Consider the following 18,465-nt stretch of genomic DNA (forward strand, 5'->3'; position numbering starts at 1 on the left):
ATGTCCGAGCCCTCCGAGCCGACCCCGCCCGCCGAGGCGGCGCAGTACACGCCCGAGGAGCAGCAGGCCCTCCGCGCCGCGGTGGCGGAGGGACGGCCGGCCCTGTGTCCGCGCGACGGCGCGACGCTCACCCGGCGCCCCATCGGCGGCGGCTCGTTCGGGCTGGGCTACGCGCGGCGCCGCGAGTGGCTGATCTGCCCGACCTGCCGGCGGAGCGCCCTGTTCGACGTGCGGCGCGGCACCCGCAACTGAGCCGCGACTGCGCCGGAACTGACGCGACGGGCCGGGCCCGGTAGATTGACCGGCGCGTGACCGCCGTCACCCTCGGCCATCCTCCCTCCCGCCACGACACGCCGCCCATCCCGGCGCTCGCATGGACTTCTTCGCCCGCCTGCAGGAAAGCTTCGCCCAGCTCGGCCTGTTCGTCCCGTCGCTCCTCGGCTCGCTCGTCATCCTGTTCGCCGGCTACCTGCTGGCGAAGCTGGTGGAGAAGGGCACGAGCCGCCTGCTCCGCCGCGTGCGGCTGAACGAGATGCTGGAGCGCGGCGGCGTGCTGCACGCCGTGGAGCGCTCGGGGACGCAGCTGAACCCCGCGCGCGTCATCGCGAACCTGCTGTTCTGGTTCGTGATGTTCGCGGTGATGCTGATCGCCGCCAACGCGCTCGGCTTCCAGTCGCTGGCGAACGTCTTCTCGGAGCTGGTGAGCTACATCCCGAGCGTGATCGCGGCGATCGTGATCATCATCGTCGGGATCGTGCTCGGCGGGTTCGTGGGTGGGCTGATCATGGCGTCGGCGGGCGGGCTGCACGGCGGGCCGACGCTGGCGCGCGTGGGCCGCTGGGGGGTGATCATCCTCGCGGTGTTCATGGCGCTGCAGGAGCTGGGGATCGCGACCGACATCGTGACGACGGCGTTCGCGATCCTGTTCGGCGCGATCGCGCTGGCGATGGCGCTCTCGTTCGGCCTCGGGAACCGCGAGCTGGCGGGCGAGGTGACGCGCGAGTGGTACGAGCGCTACAAGGCGGAGCGCGACGCGATCGCCCGCGAGGCGGCGGAGGAGGAGGCCCTCGAGGAGGCCGAGGCGCGCGCCGACGAGACGCGGCGCGAGGGCTGACCGCAGGGCGCCGGGAGCGCCGTCGGGGGCCGAATCACGGCCGTGTCACGGGGCCGGGAGCCAGTCGCTCCCGGCCCCGTGCGCGTCCCGGCAACGGGCTCCGGACGCCCTTCCGCTCGCCTGGCTGTAAGTGCGTGCGGTGGCGTCACTTACGGCGGGAGTTTCGGGTTGCGTTCAGGCGTCCCGATGGGTAGATTGGGAGGTTGCCGCGCGGGGCCCTGAAGGCCCCGCGTGCGTCGTCCCCACCGGCCGGACCGCCAGGTAGCTCATGACCGCTCCGAACAATCGCGAACGCATCCTTCCGCGTCTGATCGACGAGGAGATCAAGGAGTCGTTCATCAACTACTCGATGAGCGTCATCGTGTCGCGCGCACTGCCGGACGTGCGCGACGGGCTGAAGCCCGTGCAGCGACGCGTGCTGTACGCGATGAACGAGATCGGCCTCACGCCCGGGCGCCCGTACAAGAAGTCGGCGACGGTGGTGGGCGACGTGCTGGGCAAGTACCACCCGCACGGCGACCAGTCGGTGTACGACGCGCTCGTGCGCATGGTGCAGGACTTCTCGCTGCGCTATCCGCTGGTGGACGGCCAGGGGAACTTCGGCTCCGTGGACGGCGACCCGGCGGCCGCGTACCGCTACACCGAGTCGCGCCTGACGCGCGCGGCGACGGAGATGTTGAACGACATCGACAAGAACACCGTCGATTTCGCGCCCAACTTCGACGACCGGCTGCAGGAGCCGACGGTCCTCCCGGCCGGCATCCCGAACCTGATGGTGAACGGGAGCTCGGGCATCGCGGTCGGCATGGCGACCAACATCCCGCCGCACAACCTGCGCGAGGTCGCCGCGGCGCTCGTCGCGCTGATCGACAATCCGGACCTGGAGCCGTCGGCGATCCGGAAGCACATCAAGGGACCGGACTTCCCGACCGGCGCGTACATCTACGGCCGCCAGGGGATCCAGGACTACATCGAGACGGGCCGCGGCCGCGTCGTGATGCGTGCGCGCGCCGTGATCGAGGAGAAGGAGTCCTCCAGCAAGTCGCAGATCGTCGTCACGGAGCTGCCGTACCAGGTGAACAAGGCGCGCCTGGTGGAGCAGATCGCGGAGCTGCACCGCGAGCAGAAGGTCGAGGGGATCAGCGCGCTGCGCGACGAGTCGGATCGCGAGGGCATGCGCATCGTGATCGAGCTGAAGCGCGACGCCATCCCGCGCGTCGTGCTGAACCAGCTGTACAAGCACTCGACGATGCAGTCGACGTTCGGCGTCATCATGCTCGCCCTCGTGCCCGACGCGGCGACGGGGCGGCTGGTGCCGAAGGTCATGCCGGTGCGCGACGTCCTGCTGCACTACATCAACCACCGGCACGACGTCATCGTCCGGCGGACGCAGTTCGACCTCGACAAGGCGCTCGAGCGCGAGCACATCCTGGAAGGTCTGAAGATCGCCGTCGACAACATCGACGAGGTGATCAAGATCATCCGCGCCGCGCCCGACACGCCGACGGCGAGCGGGCAGCTGCAGCGCCGCTTCAAGCTCTCCGAGCGGCAGGCCGAGGCGATCCTGAACATGCGCCTCGCCAAGCTCACGGGCCTGGAGATCGACAAGCTGGAGGAGGAGCTCCGCGAGGTGCGCGCGATGATCGCGGACCTGAAGGAGATCCTCAACAGCCGGCCGCGCCGGATGCAGATCATGAAGGACGAGCTGGCGGAGGTGGTCGCGAAGTACGGCGACGACCGCCGCAGCGAGATCACGTCCGACGAGGGCGAGTTCACGATCGAGGACCTGATCGCCGAGGAGGACATGGTCGTGACCATGTCCCACTCGGGCTACATCAAGCGCACGCCGGTGACGACGTACCGCAAGCAGCGGCGCGGCGGGCGCGGGCTGTCGGGCCAGGACCTCAAGGACACCGACTTCATCGAGCGGCTCTTCATCGCGAGCACGCACGACTACATCATGATCTTCACGGACGACGGCCGGGTGTTCTGGCTGAAGGTCCACGAGATCCCGGCGGCCGGCCGCGCGACCCGCGGCAAGCCGATCGTGAACCTGATCAACGTGTCGCCCGACACGGGGATCCGGTCGATGGTGGCGGTGCGCGAGTTCCGCGAGGACCAGTACCTGTTCTTCTGCACGCGCAACGGCACGGTCAAGAAGACGCAGCTCAGCGAGTACGGGAACGTGCGCGCGACGGGCATCAAGGCGATCAAGATCGAGAAGGACGACGCCCTGATCGACGTGCAGATCACCAGCGGGACGAACGACGTGGTGCTGGCCACCAAGCACGGCCTGTCGATCCGCTTCCCGGAGTCGCAGGTGCGCGACATGGGCCGCGACACGACCGGCGTGAAGGGCGTGGACCTGCGCCCCGACGACAAGGTCGTGAGCATGGTCGTCGTGCGCCGCATCGACGCGACGCTGCTGCTCGTCACCGAGAAGGGGATGGGCAAGGTGACCGACCTGACCGAGTACCGCGTGCAGGGCCGCGGCGGCAAGGGCATCATCACCGGCAAGCTGTCCGACAAGACGGGCGGGCTGGTCGCGCTGATGGAGGTCGTGCAGGACGACGAGATCATGCTGATCACCAAGAACGGCGTGATCATCCGCTCGGCCGTCAACGAGGTGCGCAACACCGGCCGCAACGCGCAGGGCGTGAAGCTGGTGAACCTCGACGCCAAGGACTTCGTCTGCGCCGTGGCCCGGGTGGTCTCGGAGAAGGACGAGAACGCCGAGGGGCTGGAGGCCGACGACTCGGTCGCCGGCGACAACGGGGACAACGGCGACGGCGCCGAGGGGTCGGACGCGGCGGAGTGAGCCCGTTCGGCCGAGGCACCATGCGGTGACGACGGCCCTCCGGCAGCTGCCGGAGGGCCGTCGTGCGTTCGGCCGTCGCCCCTCCACCCCGCTGTGGCGCTTTCCTGCGGTACGAGTGGTGCGAGGGGCGGCGGCGCGATTTGGTCGCGTTCCCGCGAGTCACTAGATTCGGCGGAACGGGGTCAAAGCGGCCTGAGCCATATCGTGTCGGCCGCCGCCCTCGCGCCTCCACCCGCCGCCCGTCGATGACCACCACCGCGACTCCGCTCGTCACGCTGGACGCCCTCCGCGCGGCCGCCGCCGCGCTGCGCGGCGTGGCCGTGCGCACGCCGCTGCTGCCGGCCGACGACGTGGTGCCGCCCACCGCGGGCGGGCGCGTGTGGGTGAAGCCCGAGATGCTGCAGCGCGGCGGCGCGTTCAAGCTGCGCGGCGCCTACACCTTCCTGGCCGAGCTGCCGCCGGCGGCGCGGGCGCGCGGCGTGGTCGCGCCGTCGTCGGGGAACCACGCGCAGGCGGTGGCGCTGGCCGCGCGGCTGTTCGGCGTCCCGGCGACGGTCGTCATGCCGACCACCGTCACGCCGGCCAAGCGCGCGGGCGCCGAGCGGCTGGGCGCGCGCATCGAGCTGGCGGGGACGACGACGGCCGACCGCATGGGCCGCGCGATGGAGCTGGTGCGCGAGTCGGGCGCGGTGCTCGTGCCGCCCTACGACCACCCGACGATCATCGCGGGGCAGGGGACCGCGGGGCTGGAGCTCGTCGAGGACCTGCCGACGGTGAAGCTGGTGCTGGTGCCGGTGGGCGGCGGTGGGCTCAGCGCGGGCGTGGCGACGGCGGTGAAGCTGCTGTCGCCGGGGACGCGCGTGGTGGGCGTGGAGCCCGCGGGGGCGCCCAAGCTGACGCGCGCGCGCGCCGAGGGGCGCCCGGTGCACCTCGGGCAGACGAAGGGGCTGGCCGACGGGCTGCTCGCGGTGGAGGTGGGCACCGCGCCCTTCGCGCACCACCAGGCCTACGTCGACGACGTGGTGGTGGTGGACGACGCCGCGCTGCCGCCGGCGATGCGCGCGCTGCTGGACCGCATGAAGCTCGTCGCGGAGCCGAGCGGCGCGATCACGCTGGCGGCGCTGCGCGAGGGGCTGGTGGCGCCCGCCGCCGACGGCGACACGGTGTGCGTGCTGAGCGGGGGCAACATCGAGTGGCCGGGTCTGTGCAGCGTGCTGGGAGCGCCGGACGGCTCCGGCGCGCCCGCGGCCTCCGGCCGCTGACCGACGCCCGCGCCCGGACCGAACGCCCCATGCCCGGAGCGGCCACGATGAGCGCGCGCATCCTGATCGCGGACGACGATCCGGCGGTCGTCGAGAGCGTGTCGTGGGTGCTGGAGGAGCACGGCTACGAGGTCACCGCCGTGCCCGGCGCGACCGCGCTGCTCGAGCTGCTGGGCAGTGGCGAGGAGCGGCCGCCCGACCTGCTCCTGCTGGACATCTTCATGCCCGACGGCGACGGCGTGCAGCTGCTGGAGCGGATCAAGCGCGAGCCGCGGTGGCGCGACGTGCCGGTGCTGATGCTCTCCTCCGCGCCCGTGGAGGAGGCGACGGTGCGCTCGCTCGGACTGGGCGCCGCGGACTACGTGCGCAAGCCGTTCCGCGTGAAGGAGCTGGTCGCGCGCATCCAGGCGCAGCTGCGCGTGGGCGCGGTGCTCCGCACGCAGCGCGACACGCTGCGACGCACGCAGGAGGAGCTGGAGCGCGCCCGCGCCGACGCCGAGAACCGCCGCAAGCTGGTGGACATCCTGCACGAGGTCACGGGCGACCTGGCGGCGGACGAGGTCTACCACCTGCTGGCCCGCCGCGTGGCGCGCGCGCTCAGCGTGTCGCACTGCGCGGTGATCCTCACGGGCCCGCACCACGAGGTGGGCGTGGTCGCGACGGCGTTCGAGAACCCGAAGCTGCAGAAGGGGCAGATCGCGATCGCCGACTATCCCGAGGTGCGGCAGGCGTTCGACACGCGCGAGCCGGTGCTGCTGGAGGACGTCGCGTCGTCGCCGCTGTACGGCGGGCGCGCCGTGGTGGGGCTGGACGGCACGGAGGTGCCGGTGCGCAGCGCGATGGCGCTGCCGTTCGCGATCGACCCGGCGCAGCGCGGCGTGTTCCTGCTGCGCCGCACGCGCGAGCAGCCGCCGCTGACGCCCGAGGACGTGGCGTTCGCGGAGGCGGTGATCGGCGCCGCGGTGGCGGTGGTGCAGCGCGCGCAGGTGATCGAGACGACGCGCGCCGACAACGCGCGCCTGGAGCACCTGGCGACGACGGACTCGCTGACGCGGCTGCTGAACCGCCGCGCGCTCACGGAGCGGCTGACGACGGAGATGGAGCGCGCGCTGCGCTACGACACGTCCGTGGCGCTGCTGCTGCTGGACCTCGACCACTTCAAGCGCGTCAACGACACGCACGGCCACCTGGTGGGCGACGCGGTGCTGCGGTCGGTGTCGGAGCTGCTGATGGCCGCCGCGCGCAGCAGCGACATGGTGGGGCGCTACGGCGGCGAGGAGTTCCTGATCGTGCTGCCGGAGACCGACGACGACGGCGCGGTGGTGTTCGCGGAGCGCATCCGCGAGCGCGTGGAGGGGTTCGCGTTCCGCCCATGGGACGACGAGCGCGAGCTGCGCATGACGGCGAGCATCGGCGTGGCGACGTTCCCCGCGGCGCGCATCGAGAGCGTGGAGGACCTGTTCGCGCGCGCGGACGCGGCGCTGTACCGGGCGAAGGCGGACGGACGGAATCGCGTGCGGCTCTGACTCTGCCGTCTGCTGCGTGAACTACGAGACAGGATGACCAGGAGGCTCCGCGTGGCGCGTCGTTCCATACGCCGCACAGAGCCTCCTGGTCATCCTGTCATCCTGTCTGCGCTTGTAGGTCGGGTCCGGTGTGCCGTACCCGTTTGCCGATGGGGGATGCGGATGCTCCGGATGAGAACGGATCCTTCGGGTCGTCCCGCGCGGCGGCGATGTCCCGTGCGCCGGGACGGAGCGATCCGTCTGATCCGCGTCATCCGGAGCATCCGTCACCTCTCCAATGGAGGGGGCCGGCGCGGCGATGCAGGGCGCACGATCCGCAGCCCGCGGCCCGCCGCGCTATATCCCCATTCCGCGCAGCTCGACCATCAGACACCGGTCCTGCACGACCGCGATCCCCGCGCGCGCCAGCTGCTCCGCCACCTCGTCGTGATAGATGCCCGACTGCAGCCAGACGGCGTGCGGGCCGGCGGCGAGGATGTCGTCGACGTGGGCCGGGAGGTCCTTCGGGCGGCGGAAGACGTTCACCAGGTCGATGGGGCCCGGCACGTCCGCGAGCCGGCGGTAGACGCGCTCGCCCAGGATCTCGGTGACCTCCGGGTAGTAGACCGGGACCGGGACGATCTCGTAGCCCGCCCGCTGCGCGTACTTGGGGACGTAGAAGGCCGGCTGCATCGACTCCGGCGTCTTGATGCCCAGCACGGCGATGCGCTTCACGCGGCCGAGGAGCGCGGCGATGGCGGCGGGCGTCTCGAGCAGGCGGGAGCGCCAGTCGGGATCCTGGGGGCTGGGGCGGATGGCGGCGGCTGTCATGGCCACCCCCTCCTGCGAGGAGCGTGCGCGAGGGGCGCAGGCGAGCGCGGGCGCCGGCCGTTAGCTTGCGGGCGCTCAACCCAACTCGACCAGGAGACTCATCGATGCGGATGCTCGTGCTCGGTGCGGGGCTGCAAGGCTCCGCCTGCGCCTACGACCTGCTGCAGAACCCGGCGGTCACCGAGGTGCGCCTCGCCGACCTGCACGTCGGCACGATCGCGCCCTTCCTCGCCCCCTTCTCGGGGCCGCGGCTCATCCCGACGCCGCTGGACGTGCGCGACCGCGAGGCGGTGCTGGCGCTGATGCGCGAGTGCGACGCCGTCATGTGCGCGCTCCCGTACTACTTCAACCTCGAGATGACCCGCCTCGCGATCGAGGCCGGCGCGCACTACTGCGACCTCGGGGGCAACACCGACATCGTCTTCCAGCAGCGCGCGCTGGAGCCGGAGGCGGCCGCGCGCGGCGTGAGCATCATCCCCGACTGCGGGCTGGCACCGGGGATGGTGAACATCCTCGCGCAGCACGGCATCGACCAGCTGGACGAGGTGTCCGCGGTGCGCATGTTCGTCGGCGGGCTGCCGCAGAACCCCGAGCCGCCGCTGAACTACCAGATCGTCTACTCGCTGGAGGGGGCGCTCGACTACTACACGACGATGTCGTGGGTGCTGCGCGATGGCCAGCGCGCGCAGGTGACGCCGCTCTCCGAGATCGAGCCGGTGGACTTCCCGGCGCCCCTCGGCACGCTGGAGGCGTTCCACACGGCGGGCGGGCTGTCGACGATGCCGTTCCGCTACGAGGGCCGCATCCCGACGATGGAGTACAAGACGCTCCGCTACCCGGGCCACGCGCACATCATGGCGGCGATCCGGGAACTGGGGCTGCTCGACCTGCAGCCGATCGACGTGAAGGGGCACCGCGTGGTGCCGCGCGACGCGTTCGTGACGGCGGTGACGCCGAAGCTGAAGAAGCCGGGCGGGCACGACGTCGTCGCGCTGCGCGTGGTCGTCGAGGGCACGAAGGACGGCCGGCCGGCGCGACTGGGCTGGGAGGTGATCGACCGCTACGACGCCGAGCACGGGATCAGCGCGATGATGCGCACGACGGGCTACTCGCTCTCGATCACGGCGCAGATGCAGGTCGCCGGCGAGACGGGGCGTGGCAAGGTGTGCACGCCCGACGAGTGCATCCCGCCCGCGCGCTACATCGAGGAGCTGGGGCGGCGGGGGATCGAAGTGCGGGCGATCTGATCGCGCGTGCGTGACACACGAAGGGCCGGCTTCCGCGTGGAGGCCGGCCCTTTCGCGTGCTGCGTGCTGCGTGCTGCGTGAGCTACCTCGAGAAGCCGGCCATCGTCGCCCCCATGGCGTCGATCGTCGCGCGCGCGTTCCAGCGATCGCGCCCGTTGAAGATGAAGCTGAACGCGAGCACCTCGCCGTTCTCCGCGGTGACGTAGCCACCGAGCGCGATCACGTCGTTCGTCGTGCCGGTCTTCGCGTGCAGGTTGCCCTGCGCGGGCGTGCCGCGCATGCGGCCGCGCATCAACTCGCTCTCGCCGGCCACCGGCAGCGACGCGTGGAAGACCGAGCCCCAGGGCGCGCGGTGCGCGAGCCCCAGCAGGTGGATCATCGAGCGCGCCGTCACGCGGTCGAGCGTCGAGAGGCCGCTGCCGTCGCTCACCTGCACGGCCGACGTGGGCACGTGCGCCTTCTCGGTGAGGAAGCGCTGCAGCATCGCGTTGCCCGCGACGGCCGAGCCCTCGCCCTCGCGCGCGGGGCCGCGCACCGCGTTGCGGAAGATCATCTCCGCGAAGTGGTTGATGCTCTCGCGGTTCATCACCGCCACGAGGTCCGCCAGCGGCGGCGACTCGACCGCCGCGACCCGCTCGGCGCCCGCGGCGGCGCGGCCGGTGCGCAGCTGGCCATCGACGGTGATGCCGCGCTCCGCGAGCGCCGCGCGCAGCGCGCCCGCCGCGAACGTCGGCGGGTCGGCGACGACGAGCTGCAGGCGGCGCACCGGCGCCTTGCGGCCGATCCAGCCGCGCGCGACGACGTGGCCGTCGGCCGCGCGGATGACGCGCACGCCGTTGCCGCCGCCCGCGCGCGTCGTCACCGAGCTCTCGACGCGGATGCCCGTGGTCGCGGGCTCCAGCAGCACGCGGCCGTCCGGGTGGATCGCGACGACGACGATGTTCTCATTGATCGAGAGCGCGGAGAAGGGGGCCGCGTAGCCCGCGCCCGCGTACCGCGTCAGCCAGCCCTCGGGGATCGTGCGCGCCTCGAACGCGCTCGCGTCGGCCACGAGGTCGCCCGTCACGCGCTTCACGCCCGCCGCCGCGACGCGCTCGGCCAGCAGCTTCACGGGCGCCGCGTAGTCGTTGCCCGGCTGGAAGCGGCGCGAGAACGCGGGGTCGCCGTCGCCGCGCATCACGAGGTTGCCACGCAGCGTGCCGTCGCCGTCCAGCGCGCCCTCGCGCAGCACCTCGGTGCGGAAGCGCCAGTCCGGTCCCAGGCGGTCGAGCGCGAGCGCCGACGTGTACATCTTCATCGTGGACGCGGGGACCATGGGCGCGTCGGCGTCGCGCGCGAACAGCGTGTCGCCGCGCGTGACCGAGACGACCATCGCGCCCCACTGCCCGTCCTCGCGGCGCGAGAGGATCGCCCCGAGGTCGCTCGCGAGCGCGGCCGCGCTGCGCGGCGTGGTCCAGCGTGGGGCGGGCGGCGCGGCGGCCGGACGAGCGGCGGCGCGGCGCGCGCTGCCGCGGCGCGAGGCGGCGCTGCTGCGCGTGGTGCGGCGCTTCGGCGCGGCCTTCTTCTTCCGGGCCGTCTGCGCCTCGACCGTCGCGGCCGAGTCGAGGAAGGGGAGCGGCGCGGCGTGCACCGCGGGCGCGAGCGGCACCGCGAGCGCGGCCAGCGCGGTCGTGAGCACGAGGCGCGCGGCGGCCGCCAGGGGGCGGCGCGCCGCGCGCGCGGGAGGGGCGACAGACGTCATGACGGTGCGGCGGGGCAACAGGCGTTCCAGGCGGCGGGGGCGATCGCGTGGCGCACGACCGCGCCCTCCCGACGATCACCCCGCCCGCGGCGCCACGTTCCGGATCGTCGCGCGGCGCCGCGCGTCCCGCAGACTAGGCCGTCAGACCTTGAAGATGAAGTTGCGGCGCCACGCGACCCACAGGATCGCGAGCCAGAGGCCGACGAAGGCGAGCGCGAAGGCGAGCGACGCGTTCTTCGGCGCCAGCCACGACGCGAACGCCGCGTCGTAGATCGCCTTCTGCAGCGCGACGGGGCGGCCGTTCACGTCGACCTTGAGGATCGAGTAGATCATGCGCGCCATCAGCCCCGAGCCGAGGAAGGCCAGCATCGGGTTCACGCCGTAGATCACGAACGGCTTGGTCCAGCCGCTGTACCGGTGCACGTCCACCAGCCACATGATCGTGGCGAGCGCGACCGCGGCCATCCCGCCCGTGAACAGCACGTACGAGCTGGTCCAGAGCGACTTGTTGATCGGGAAGACCCAGTGCCACATGAGCCCGAACATCATCGCCAGCGCGCCGGCCGCGAACAGCCCGTTGAGCCGCTCGGCGAGGCCGTGCTCGCGCCGGCCGATCCACCGCCCCGCGAAGTTGCCGAGCATCACCGTGCCCGCGGCGGGGAGCGTGGAGAGCAGGCCCTCGGGGTCGCGCAGGCCGCCGCCGCCCGCCCACAGGTGCGCGGGCGTGAGGATCACGCGATCGAGCCAGGCGTCGAGCGTGTGCCCCGGCTCCCCCAGCAGGAAGATGCCGAGCGTGTCCGTGCCGGGGACGGGCAGCACCGTCATCGCGATCCAGTAGCCGTAGAGGATCACGGCCAGGATGACGACCTGCTGCTTGAGCGTCGTCCTGAAGGTGAGCAGCCCCGCGACGATGTACGCGAGCCCGATGCGCTGCAGCACGCCCATGATGCGCAGGTGCTCGGCGCGGTACACGACGCGGTCGAGGAAGGACGCGTCGGGGATCCCCTTGATCTCGCCCCACTGGAAGAAGGGGAACGCGCTGAGCGCGAGGCCGAGCAGGAAGATCATCGCGCCGCGCTTGAGCAGCGCACGGAGCACCTGGCCGTCGGTGGCGCCCTGCGCGCGGCGCGCGCCGAGCGAGAGCTGCGTCGTGATGCCGACGATGAAGAGGAAGAACGGGAAGATGAGGTCCGTCGGCGTCCACCCGTGCCACTCGGCGTGCTCCAGCGGCGGGTAGATCGCGCCCCACGTGCCGGGGTTGTTCACGAGCAGCATCCCGGCGACGGTCATCCCGCGGAAGACGTCGAGGGAGAGCAGGCGCTCGCGCGCGCGCGGCGCCGGCGCGGCGGCGCGGACCGTCTCGGTGCCGGTGGGCGCGGGCGCGGTGGGCCGCGGGGGCGCCTCGACCGGCGGGGCCAGCGTGGCCCCCATGGTGATCGTCGTGTCGCTCATGCGCCGCGCTCCGGAGCGGCGCCGGCCAGCCTCCACTTGCCGGCCGCGCAGCTCACCTGGTAGACGCGCGGGCCGGCGGGCTTGCCGTCGTCCTCGCCGCCCACGTAATGCCCGTCGAGTCGAACGGTGGCCGTGCTGTCGCGGCGCGTGGCGTCGCGCAGCACGAGCAGCAGCGTCGTGTAGTCGCCCTTGTCGTGGAGCAGCGTGCGCATCTGCTGCTGCAGCGCCGGCTGCGCGGGGAAGAGGTACATCGGGCCCTTGTCCTGGAGGGCGCGCTGCCCGGCCTCGGGGAGGGCGGAGTCGGTCCCGACCGAGACGAGGAAGCGCTGCGGCTTGGGCGTCGCCTGCTTGATGTACTCGCGGACGGCGAGCGTCAGCGCCTCGTCGGTGCCGGGGCCGCAGACCACGGGGCCCTCGTCGCGGGCGGCGGCGGCGCGGGTGCGGGCGACGAGGTTGTCGCCGGCGGCCGAGTCGCCGGAGGTAGCGTCACCGCTGGCGGGCTTGGCGCCACCGCCGCAGGCGGCGAGGGCGACGAGCGCGAGGGCGGGGAGGAGCGGGCGGCGGGCCGCGGCGCGGCGCGCGGCGGAGGGGGAGGGGCGGTGCATGCCGAAAGCTGGTGTCCGGTCCGGAAGGTGTCGAGGGCGGGCGGCGGGCCCGGCCGGAGGCGGCGCCCCGGGCACCCTTGCCGAGTCCCGGATCGCGCCTCCTATTGCACACGGGACGTCCGATTCCCGGCGCACGGCGCGGCGGGGCGGGTCGCCTCGCACCTTCTCCCCGAAGCAGGAGGGACGCACATGCTCGAGCAACACCGGACGTTGCGTGAGGGCGTCGTCGCCGGTGCGCTGGCCGCCACGGCGGTCGCCATCTGGTTCCTGATCCTCGACTCCGTCGCGGGACGACCGCTGGCCACACCGACGATGCTGGGTGCGTCGCTCAGCTCATTGTTCGGGATGCCCGGTGCACCCGCGACCGCGGGAGCGGTGCTCGGCTACACGGCGTTCCACTACGCGGCGTTCGTGGTCGCGGGGTTGATCGGTGCGACGGTGATGAACAACGCGGAGGAGGAGCCGTCGGTGCTGATCGGCTTCTTCATCCTCTTCATCTTCTTCGAGATCGGCTTCTACGGCCTGACCGCGATCCTCGCGCGCTCGGAGTACTTCGGGCAGCTGGCGTGGTACCAGGTGCTGGCCGCGAACCTGATCGCCGCGGCGACGATCGGCACGTATCTCTTCCGTCGTCACCCCGGCCTCGCCAGCCGGTTCGCGCACTCGCTCGCGGGCGACGAGGCCTGAGCACGACGCGGTCGCACCGGACCCGAACAGCGAACTGCATTCGCAAGGATAAGATCGGATGAGGTCCGATAACGACGGATGGCTCCGGTGGAGCGCGAGATCCCTCGCCGCCACGCGGAGCCATCCGTCGTTATCCGATCTGGTCCGATCCTATCCTTGCTGCTGTTGTCGTTCGGGTCGGGCGCGCCGATCCGCGCCGCGTCTTCATTCCACCTACCGCGTCAGACCTCGGTCCAGCGGCGCAGCGTGCGGACCGCCGGCGCCATCGGCGCGCGCGGGGCCACGGGCGCGAGCGGCGCCGCCCGCGGCGTGCGGAGGATGCGCACGCCGCCCGGCAGGGGCGCCATCGGCGCCATCGGGGCCATGGGCGCCATCGGAGCCATGGGCGCCATCGCGGGCATCGGCATGCGCGGCAGCGTGAACAGCCCATCCTCGCCGAAGCCGAAGCCCGCGCCGCCCTCGTACTTGAACACGTCCGCGGCGCGCCCGACCTTCACGGTGACGTTGCGGTACGCGCCGTCGCGCCACACGCGCAGCGTCACGTCGTCGCCCGGCTTCGCCTTGCGCAGCTCGCGCGTGAAGCGCGACGCCCGCGCGCTGCCCGACATGCGGTCCTCGACGTCCTCACGCGGCACGCGCACGTCGACGTTGTTGATGGCGGCGATGCGCTCGCCCTCCACCAGCCCCGCCTTCTCGGCCGGGCCGCCGCTGGTGATGCTGCTGACGAAGAGGCCGAGCGTGTCGCGCACGGAGCCCGACGGCTGCACCGCGATGCCGAGCGCGGGGCGGCGCTCCGCCTGCACGCGCATGCTGTCGCGCCACGCGCGGACGCTCGCCTCGGCGCGCGCGCGGCCGGCCGAGTCGCGGCCGAACACGTAGCCGCTGGCGCCGCCGGGGAGCGTGAAGACACGCGCGCCGTTCGTCTGCGCGAGGCTCTCGCCGCTGACGGTCTTCACCTTCACCGTGCGGCGCTCGCTGCCGCGCGCGACCACCAGCGTGACCTCGTCGCCCGGCTTGAGCGCGGCCAGCGCGCGCGTCAGGCGGCGCGCGCCGAGGCCCTGCAGCTCGGGATCGTCGGCGTCCTCGCGGGCGACGGTGAGCGAGGTGCCGTTGATCGAGACGATGCGGTCGCCCTCCTCGATCCCGGCCTTGGCGGCGGGGCCGCCGTCACTGACGTCGGCGATGCGCACGCCGCGGTCGTCGCCCGAGCCGAGCATGATGCCGAGGACGGCGCGGTTGTCGTCGTTGGTCCACGAGCGGATGCGCGTGAAGCCGTCGCCGCGCTCGACGTAGACGTCGCCGCCGCGCGCGGTGGAGGGGGCGGGCGTGCGGGTGCGCACCTGCGCGCCCAGGGTGGCGGGGTCGGCGGCGCCGGCGGCGGCGGAAAGCGCCAGCGCGGCGAGGGAGACGTGGAGGGGTCGCATCGGAAGGTCGCTCCGGAGTGGCGAGGGGTTCGCCGATGTGACACCGGGCGCGCGCGGCAGGGTTGCCGCCCGCCGCCCGCCCCTCAGCCCCGGCTCGTCCCGCCGTTCCGCGCCTCGGCCACCGTCTCGTGCGCCTCCGCGAGGTCCGACGCCTTCGCTTCGGGCGCCTGCTGCTCGGCCGCCGCCTCGGGCTCCAGGTCCAGGACCAGGTGCACCGGGAAGTGGTCGGACCCGACGTAGCCGAGGCGCGCGATGCGCACGAGCCGGAGGCGGTCGGAGAAGAAGACGTGGTCCAGCGGCCAGCGCAGCCCCGGATAGCGCGCGTGGAAGGTGCTGTAGAAGCCGCGCCCCTTCCGCGGGTCGAGCAGGCGGCTCGTCTTCTGGAAGAGGCGCGTGGTGCGCGACCACGCGACGTCGTTCAGGTCGCCGAGCACGATGACCGGGAGCCGCGCGTCGCGCACGCGCTTGCCCACCAGCAGCAGCTCGGCGTCGCGCTCCAGCGACTCGTCGCTCTCGCCGGGCGCGGGCGGACGCGGGTGCACGCAGTTGAGCCAGAGCGGCTCGCCGCCGCGCAGCCGCACCGTCGCCTGCATCGACGGGATGTCCGGCTTCAGCAGGAACTCGATGCGCGCGTCCTCCAGCGGCAGCCGCGAGTAGAGCAGCATCCCGTACGTGTTCTCGAGCGCGCAGCGCAGCGCGTGTGGATGCGACCCGGCGAACGCCGCGTCGAGGCGCTCCTGCCACCAGTGGTCGGTCTCGACGAACAGCATGACATCGGGATCGACCGCGCGCACGACGCCGATCAGCCGGTCGGACTCGCGGTTGGTCTGCAGGACGTTGGACTCGACGAGCGAGAGCGCGCGCGCCGGCTCGGGATGCCGCGCGTGCTGCACCTCGCGCGGCGCGAGGCGCGTGTAGCGCCAGATGGCCGCGCCCTGCACCACGAGCACGGCGCCGAGCGCCCCCTGCACGCCCTGGTCGGGGAGGAACTCGACGCCGCCGGTCATCGCCCACAGCCCCAGCGACGCGAGCGCCGCCACGAACAGCTGCACGCGCGGGAAGTCCCACACGCGCACCCACCAGTACTTGGCCCGCACGAGCGAGAGGGCGGTGGCGCCGACCGCCACCGCCCCCAGCACCAGCGCGACGCCCACGAGCACGCCGTCGAGGCTCATCGCGTGCGCCCGCTCAGACGACCAGGTTGAGCAGGCGTCCGGGCACGAAGATGATCTTCCGCGGCTCGCCGGTGACGAACTTGGCGATCGATGGCTCGGCCATCGCCGCGGCGAGCGCGTCCTGCTGCGTCGCCTGCGGCGCGAGCTGCACCGTGCCGCGCGTCTTGCCGTTCACCTGCACGGCGAGCGTGATCGACTCCTCGGCCGCGAGCGCCGCGTCGAACGCCGGCCAGCCGGCGTCGAGCACGCTGCCCGTGTTGCCGCCGCGCTCCCACAGCTCCTCGGCCAGGTGCGGCGCGAAGCTGGCGACCAGCTGCACGAGCGGCATGACCTCGTCGCGGTGCGGCGTGCGCTCGCCCTTCCGCAGCACGTTGACGTACTCCATCATCGCCGCGATCGCCGTGTTGTACGACAGGCGCGGCACGTCGTCGCCGACCTTGCGGATGGTCTGGTGCAGCTTGCGCAGCACGGCGGCGTCGGGCGCGCCGTCGGTCGTCATGTCGCGCGCGCTGGCGTACAGCCGGTCGAGGAAGCGCCGCACGCCGCTGATGCCGGCGTCGCGGAAGTCGCCGCCCTCCTCGTAGGGGCCCAGGAACATCAGGTAGGTGCGGAAGCTGTCCGCGCCCCACTGGTCGATGTACTCGTCCGGGTTGATGACGTTGCCCTTGGACTTGGACATCTTCGCGCCCTCGCGGATGATCAGGCCGTGGGCGCGGAACTTCGTGAACGGCTCCTCGAAGTCGATGTGCCCCATGTCCTTCAGGACCATCGTGATGAAGCGCGAGTACAGCAGGTGCAGCACCGCGTGCTCGTTGCCGCCGATGTAGCTGTTCACCGGCAGCCACTTCTTCGTCAGCGCGGGATCGAACGGCACGTCGTCGCGGTCCGCGCTGGGATAGCGCAGGAAGTACCACGCGCTGTCCAGGAAGGTGTCGCTGACGTCGGTCTCGCGGCGCGACTGCGCGCCGCAGCGCGGGCACGGCGTGTGGTACCAGCTCGCGTCGCGCGCCAGCGGGCTGATGCCCGAGTCGTCGGGCTTGAAGTCCTCCAGGAACGGCAGCTCGACCGGCAGCTTGTCGACGGGCACCGGCACGGTGCCGCACGCGTCGCAGTACACGACCGGGATCGGCGGGCCCCAGTAGCGCTGGCGCGAGATGCACCAGTCGTGCAGCCGGTAGTTGGTGACCGCGCGCGCCTGCTCGCCCTCGGCCAGCCAGGCGACGATCGCCTCCTTGGCCTGCGGGACGCTCATGCCGTCGAACTGCGCACTGTTGACGATGCGGCCGCCCGCGTCGTGCGTGTGCGCGCCGCCCTCCACGGGCGTGTCGGCGTCCTCGCCCTCGGCCGCCACCACGCGCACGATGGGCAGCGCGAACTTGGTCGCGAACTCGAAGTCGCGCTCGTCGTGCGCGGGCACGGCCATGATCGCGCCGGTGCCGTACTCCATCAGCACGTAGTCGGCGATCCAGACGGGGATCAGCTCGCCCGTGGCGGGATTGCGCGCGTACGAGCCGGTGAAGACGCCGGTCTTCTCCTTGTCGACCTTGCGCGTGACGACGTCCTGCCGCGCGGTCGCGGCGCGGTACGCGTCGACGTCGCGCTGCTGCGCGGGGGTCGTCAGCGCGTCCACCAGCGGATGCTCGGGCGCCAGCACCAGGTACGTCGCGCCGAAGATCGTGTCCACGCGCGTGGTGAACACGGTGATCGGCGTGCCGGCCATGACGATCGGATCGCCGGCGACGGCGGCGTCGTCCTCGGGCGACAGGTCGCCAGAGCTGGGCACCAGGAAGTCGATCTGCGCGCCCTGCGAGCGGCCGATCCAGTTCCGCTGCGCGGTCTTGGTGGTGTCCGACCAGTCGAGCCAGTCCAGGTTCTGCAGCAGACGCTCGGCGTACTCGCTGATGCGGAAGAACCACTGCTCCAGGAAGCGCTGCTCGACGGGCGTGCCGCAGCGCTCGCACAGCCCGTTCTCGACCTGCTCGTTGGCGAGCACGGTCTTGTCGGTCGGGCACCAGTTGACGGCCGCCTTCTTCTTGTACGCCAGGCCGCGCTCCAGCAGCTGCAGGAAGACCCACTGCGTCCACCGGTAGTAGTCGGGCTGACTGGTGTCGACCGCGTAGCGCCAGTCGACCATCAGCGCGGCGCGGTCCAGCTGGCGGCGGAAGTTGCCGACGTTGCGCGGCGTCATCGTCATCGGGTGCACGCCCATCTTCAGGGCGTAGTTCTCCGAGTGGATGCCGAACGCGTCGAAGCCCAGCGGCTGGAACACGGTGTGCCCCATCTGCCGGTGGAAGCGGCCCTGGATGTCGGTGCCGGTGAACGCGAACAGGTTCCCCACGTGCAGCCCCTCGGCCGACGGGTAGGGGAACATCATGAGCTGGTAGAACGGGCGCGCGCCGCCGGCCAGGTCGACGGCGTGCGTGCCGCGCTCCTGCCAGCGCTGCTGCCACTTCTGCTCGACCGACGTCGGGTCGTAGGCGTCCTTGGGCTCCTGACCCGCGGACGTGGGCGAGGGATTGCTCATGCGGGGCGATTCGGGCGAGGGGTTGAACCTCGCAATCTAGCGGCGCCCGGGGCGCTGGGTGGGCTGCACGCCGGGCTCCG

General features: G+C 72.4%; 14 protein-coding genes. 7 read left to right on the top strand and 7 right to left on the bottom strand.

The window, feature by feature from the left end:
* The 5 genes from rosag_RS17895 (at position 1) to rosag_RS17915 (ending at position 6,720) form a co-directional block, all read left to right on the top strand.
* Positions 1 to 252: a hypothetical protein gene (locus tag rosag_RS17895; RefSeq protein ID WP_284351535.1), complete on the top strand. Its 252-nt coding sequence runs from the start codon at positions 1 to 3 to the stop codon at positions 250 to 252.
* 121 nt (positions 253 to 373) lie between these two features.
* Positions 374 to 1,114, top strand: coding sequence for a mechanosensitive ion channel family protein (locus rosag_RS17900; RefSeq protein WP_284351536.1), 741 nt, complete (start codon positions 374 to 376; stop codon positions 1,112 to 1,114).
* A gap of 268 nt (positions 1,115 to 1,382) precedes the next feature.
* Positions 1,383 to 3,932, top strand: coding sequence for a DNA gyrase subunit A (gyrA, locus tag rosag_RS17905; protein ID WP_284351537.1), 2,550 nt, complete (start codon positions 1,383 to 1,385; stop codon positions 3,930 to 3,932).
* A gap of 245 nt (positions 3,933 to 4,177) precedes the next feature.
* Complete coding sequence (locus rosag_RS17910; protein WP_284351538.1) at positions 4,178 to 5,194, top strand: threonine ammonia-lyase; 1,017 nt, start codon at positions 4,178 to 4,180, stop codon at positions 5,192 to 5,194.
* 47 nt (positions 5,195 to 5,241) lie between these two features.
* Positions 5,242 to 6,720, top strand: a complete 1,479-nt coding sequence (locus rosag_RS17915; RefSeq protein ID WP_284351539.1) for a GGDEF domain-containing response regulator — start codon at positions 5,242 to 5,244, stop codon at positions 6,718 to 6,720.
* A 336-nt stretch (positions 6,721 to 7,056) separates the two neighbouring features.
* Here the strand turns inward: rosag_RS17915 and rosag_RS17920 are convergent, their stop codons facing one another.
* Positions 7,057 to 7,530 (bottom strand): CoA-binding protein, encoded by a 474-nt coding sequence (locus rosag_RS17920; protein WP_284351540.1) that lies wholly within the window; start codon positions 7,528 to 7,530, stop codon positions 7,057 to 7,059.
* A gap of 104 nt (positions 7,531 to 7,634) precedes the next feature.
* Here rosag_RS17920 and rosag_RS17925 point away from each other — a divergent pair, with 104 nt between their 5' ends.
* On the top strand, positions 7,635 to 8,777 hold the full coding sequence (locus rosag_RS17925) for a saccharopine dehydrogenase family protein (protein ID WP_284351541.1): 1,143 nt from the start codon (positions 7,635 to 7,637) through the stop codon (positions 8,775 to 8,777).
* An 82-nt stretch (positions 8,778 to 8,859) separates the two neighbouring features.
* Here the strand turns inward: rosag_RS17925 and dacB are convergent, their stop codons facing one another.
* The 3 genes from dacB to rosag_RS17940 all read right to left on the bottom strand — a co-directional run bounded on the left by dacB (position 8,860) and on the right by rosag_RS17940 (position 12,575).
* Positions 8,860 to 10,518 (bottom strand): D-alanyl-D-alanine carboxypeptidase/D-alanyl-D-alanine endopeptidase, encoded by a 1,659-nt coding sequence (dacB, locus tag rosag_RS17930; RefSeq protein WP_284351542.1) that lies wholly within the window; start codon positions 10,516 to 10,518, stop codon positions 8,860 to 8,862.
* A gap of 141 nt (positions 10,519 to 10,659) precedes the next feature.
* Positions 10,660 to 11,970: an acyltransferase family protein gene (locus rosag_RS17935; protein ID WP_284351543.1), complete on the bottom strand. Its 1,311-nt coding sequence runs from the start codon at positions 11,968 to 11,970 to the stop codon at positions 10,660 to 10,662.
* Entirely contained in the window at positions 11,967 to 12,575 is a 609-nt protein-coding gene (locus tag rosag_RS17940) for a hypothetical protein (RefSeq protein WP_284351544.1), read from the bottom strand. The genes rosag_RS17935 and rosag_RS17940 overlap by 4 nt, the downstream gene beginning before the upstream one ends.
* A gap of 189 nt (positions 12,576 to 12,764) precedes the next feature.
* Between rosag_RS17940 and rosag_RS17945 the strand changes: the two genes are divergently transcribed.
* A complete protein-coding gene (locus tag rosag_RS17945; protein WP_284351545.1) occupies positions 12,765 to 13,262 on the top strand; it encodes a hypothetical protein in 498 nt (165 codons plus the stop codon).
* A 221-nt stretch (positions 13,263 to 13,483) separates the two neighbouring features.
* On the opposite strand, the gene rosag_RS17950 is transcribed toward rosag_RS17945, so the two are convergent.
* The 3 genes from rosag_RS17950 to leuS all read right to left on the bottom strand — a co-directional run bounded on the left by rosag_RS17950 (position 13,484) and on the right by leuS (position 18,385).
* Positions 13,484 to 14,686: a PDZ domain-containing protein gene (locus rosag_RS17950; RefSeq protein ID WP_284351546.1), complete on the bottom strand. Its 1,203-nt coding sequence runs from the start codon at positions 14,684 to 14,686 to the stop codon at positions 13,484 to 13,486.
* An 83-nt stretch (positions 14,687 to 14,769) separates the two neighbouring features.
* Entirely contained in the window at positions 14,770 to 15,861 is a 1,092-nt protein-coding gene (locus tag rosag_RS17955) for an endonuclease/exonuclease/phosphatase family protein (protein WP_284351547.1), read from the bottom strand.
* A 13-nt stretch (positions 15,862 to 15,874) separates the two neighbouring features.
* Positions 15,875 to 18,385 carry a leucine--tRNA ligase gene (gene leuS / locus rosag_RS17960; protein WP_284351548.1) on the bottom strand — a complete coding sequence of 837 codons (2,511 nt, stop codon included), beginning with the start codon at positions 18,383 to 18,385 and terminating at the stop codon, positions 15,875 to 15,877.
* Positions 18,386 to 18,465: the final 80 nt, after the last annotated feature.

The organism is Roseisolibacter agri, from assembly GCF_030159095.1.
Taxonomy (GTDB): domain Bacteria; phylum Gemmatimonadota; class Gemmatimonadetes; order Gemmatimonadales; family Gemmatimonadaceae; genus Roseisolibacter; species Roseisolibacter agri.

Bases quoted from the DNA above. Each gene is read 5' to 3' on its own strand.
- rosag_RS17895 (WP_284351535.1), top strand. From the start codon at position 1: ATGTCCGAGCCCTCCGAGCCGACCCCGCCCGCCGAGGCGGCGCAGTAC.
- rosag_RS17900 (WP_284351536.1), top strand. From the start codon at position 374: ATGGACTTCTTCGCCCGCCTGCAGGAAAGCTTCGCCCAGCTCGGCCTG.
- gyrA (WP_284351537.1), top strand. From the start codon at position 1,383: ATGACCGCTCCGAACAATCGCGAACGCATCCTTCCGCGTCTGATCGAC.
- rosag_RS17910 (WP_284351538.1), top strand. From the start codon at position 4,178: ATGACCACCACCGCGACTCCGCTCGTCACGCTGGACGCCCTCCGCGCG.
- rosag_RS17915 (WP_284351539.1), top strand. From the start codon at position 5,242: ATGAGCGCGCGCATCCTGATCGCGGACGACGATCCGGCGGTCGTCGAG.
- rosag_RS17920 (WP_284351540.1), bottom strand. From the start codon at position 7,530: ATGACAGCCGCCGCCATCCGCCCCAGCCCCCAGGATCCCGACTGGCGC.
- rosag_RS17925 (WP_284351541.1), top strand. From the start codon at position 7,635: ATGCGGATGCTCGTGCTCGGTGCGGGGCTGCAAGGCTCCGCCTGCGCC.
- dacB (WP_284351542.1), bottom strand. From the start codon at position 10,518: ATGACGTCTGTCGCCCCTCCCGCGCGCGCGGCGCGCCGCCCCCTGGCG.
- rosag_RS17935 (WP_284351543.1), bottom strand. From the start codon at position 11,970: ATGAGCGACACGACGATCACCATGGGGGCCACGCTGGCCCCGCCGGTC.
- rosag_RS17940 (WP_284351544.1), bottom strand. From the start codon at position 12,575: ATGCACCGCCCCTCCCCCTCCGCCGCGCGCCGCGCCGCGGCCCGCCGC.
- rosag_RS17945 (WP_284351545.1), top strand. From the start codon at position 12,765: ATGCTCGAGCAACACCGGACGTTGCGTGAGGGCGTCGTCGCCGGTGCG.
- rosag_RS17950 (WP_284351546.1), bottom strand. From the start codon at position 14,686: ATGCGACCCCTCCACGTCTCCCTCGCCGCGCTGGCGCTTTCCGCCGCC.
- rosag_RS17955 (WP_284351547.1), bottom strand. From the start codon at position 15,861: ATGAGCCTCGACGGCGTGCTCGTGGGCGTCGCGCTGGTGCTGGGGGCG.
- leuS (WP_284351548.1), bottom strand. From the start codon at position 18,385: ATGAGCAATCCCTCGCCCACGTCCGCGGGTCAGGAGCCCAAGGACGCC.